Source organism: Tahibacter sp., assembly GCF_035481375.1.
GTDB lineage: Bacteria > Pseudomonadota > Gammaproteobacteria > Xanthomonadales > Rhodanobacteraceae > Tahibacter.
Map to the genome: position 1 here is coordinate 1 of NZ_DATIGT010000238.1, position 2,246 is coordinate 2,246.

2 protein-coding genes are annotated in these 2,246 nt (G+C 69.2%); both read left to right on the top strand.

Going from position 1 to position 2,246, the window contains the following annotated elements; all coding sequences use genetic code 11:
• Positions 1-1,208: sensor histidine kinase (locus VLF18_RS15880; RefSeq protein ID WP_325280604.1), on the top strand; the 1,208-nt coding region annotated here is incomplete at its 5' end.
• A 145-nt stretch (positions 1,209-1,353) separates the two neighbouring features.
• Positions 1,354-2,246: glycosyltransferase family 39 protein (locus VLF18_RS15885; protein ID WP_325280605.1), on the top strand; the 893-nt coding region annotated here is incomplete at its 3' end.

Consider the following 2,246-nt stretch of genomic DNA (forward strand, 5'->3'; position numbering starts at 1 on the left):
CTACACGCGCGGTCAGCGCCGGCCGCTACGACACGCCGCTGCCGGTCGCGAGCCGCGACGAGCTTGGTTTCCTGCTGAATTCGTTCAACCAGATGCAGCGCGAGCTCGAACGCGCCGGCGCGCGCGCGCAGCGCAGCACCGAGGAATCCGAAGCGCAGCGCGCCTATCTGCGCGCCGTGCTCGAACACCTGTCGGCCGGCGTGCTCGGCGTCGACCGCGACGGCGTGCTGCGCACGGCCAACCGCGCCGCCGACACGATTCTCGGCGTCGCGCTGTCGCGCCAGCTCGGCCAGCCGCTCGCGAGCGTGCGCAGCGCGAAGCCCTCGCTCGCGCCGCTGATCGATCCGCTGCTGCGCCACCTGCGCGAGAACGCGCGCGAGTGGCGCGAGGAAGTCGTCATCGACGGCGAAGGCGAGGGCGAGCGCCGCGTGCTGCTGCTGCACGGCACCGAACTCGTCGGCGGCGGCACCGAGCACGCCGGCTACGTGGCCGTGTTCGACGACCTGACCCTGCTCAACCGCGCGCAGCGCGACGCGGCCTGGGCCGAGGTCGCGCGACGTCTCGCGCACGAGGTCAAGAACCCGCTGACGCCGATCCAGCTCGCAGCCGAACGTCTGCGCCGCCGCTTCATCGGCCGCCTTGCGGCCGACGACACCGAGGTTCTCGACCGCGCGACGCGCACCATCGTCAATCAGGTCGAGGCGCTGAAGGCGCTCGTCAACGCATTCGGCGACTATGCGCGTCCGCCGCAGCTGTCGCCGCGCCCGCTCGCGCTGCATGCGCTGATCGGCGAAGTGCTCGATCTCTACGAGAACGACCAGCGCCTGCAGATCAGCCGCCGTTTCGCCGACGACGAACTGAACCTGCGCGCGGACGCCGGCCGCCTGCGCCAGCTGCTGCACAACCTGCTGAAGAACGCGCTCGAAGCGATCGGCGATCAGGCCAAGCCGCGCATCGAAGTCGCAACCGCGCGCGTGGAGGATGCGGGGCGCCATTGGGCCGAGCTCGTGATCGCCGACAATGGCCCGGGGCTGCCCGAGGGGTTCGGCGAACGCTGGTACGAGCCGTACACGAGCAGCAAGTCGCGCGGCACCGGCCTCGGCCTCGCCGTGGTGAAGAAGATCGTCGAAGAACACGGCGGCAGCATCCGCGCCGACAGCCGCGCCGGCGGCGGCGCGAGTTTCCGCCTGCGGCTGCCGCTGGATTGACTGCAGGAGCCGTGTTTCACGATGCGTCGTCGATTCGGGCGAACGGAAATGCTCGGCTGCTTTCGTTATCCGCCGGCCTATCGGGCAGGCCCGCACAACCGGCGTCGAGCGGCTGTGAGATAAATGAATAACTGGAAAACTGATCATGTCTGACTTTGCGAACAATGCATTCGGCTGGCGCCTGAACCGGCAGCAGGAGCTCTGGCTGCTCGCCGGCGTCGCGCTCGTCGTGCTGGCCGCCGGCATCGGCCTGCGAGATCCGTGGCCGGCCGACGAGCCGCGTTTCGCGCTCGTCGCCAAGCAGATGATCGAATCCGGCAACTGGCTGATCCCGCACCGCGGCAGCGAGCTGTATTCGGACAAGCCGCCGCTGTTCATGGCCGCGCAGGCGTTCTTCTATTCGCTGTTCGGCAACTGGCGCGTCGCGTTCCTGATGCCCTCGCTGATCGCCGGTCTCGGCATGCTCGCGCTGGTCTACGATCTCGGCCGGCGTCTCTGGGACCATCGCGTCGGCGTCTATGCGGCGGCGGCGCTGCTGTGCACGTTCCAGTTCGTCTATCAGGCCAAGCGCGCGCAGATCGACCCGACCGTCTGCTTCTTCCTGACGCTCGCGAACTACGGGCTGCTGCGACACTTCCTGCTCGGACCGGACTGGCGCGCGTACTGGCTCGGCTGCTTTGCGGCCGGCCTCGGCGTGATTACCAAGGGCGTCGGCGTGCTCGCGCTGCTGATGTTCGTGCCGTACCTGTTTGCGCGCGTGCGCGACTGGCCCGGCGTCTCGCGGCCCGAGCGCAGCGTCGGCCGCTGGCTGTTCGGCATCGTCTGCTTCGCCGCGGCGACCGCGCTGTGGCTCGGTCCGATGCTCTACGCCGTGTCGACCGAAACGGCGCCGGAATACCGCGCCTACATGAACGACATCCTGTTCCGGCAGACCGCGGGGCGCTACACCGAATCCTGGGACCATCACCAGCCGCCGTGGTACTACCTCGGCGTGATCGCGTTCGCCTGGCTGCCGACGGTCCTCGCGCTGCCCTGGGC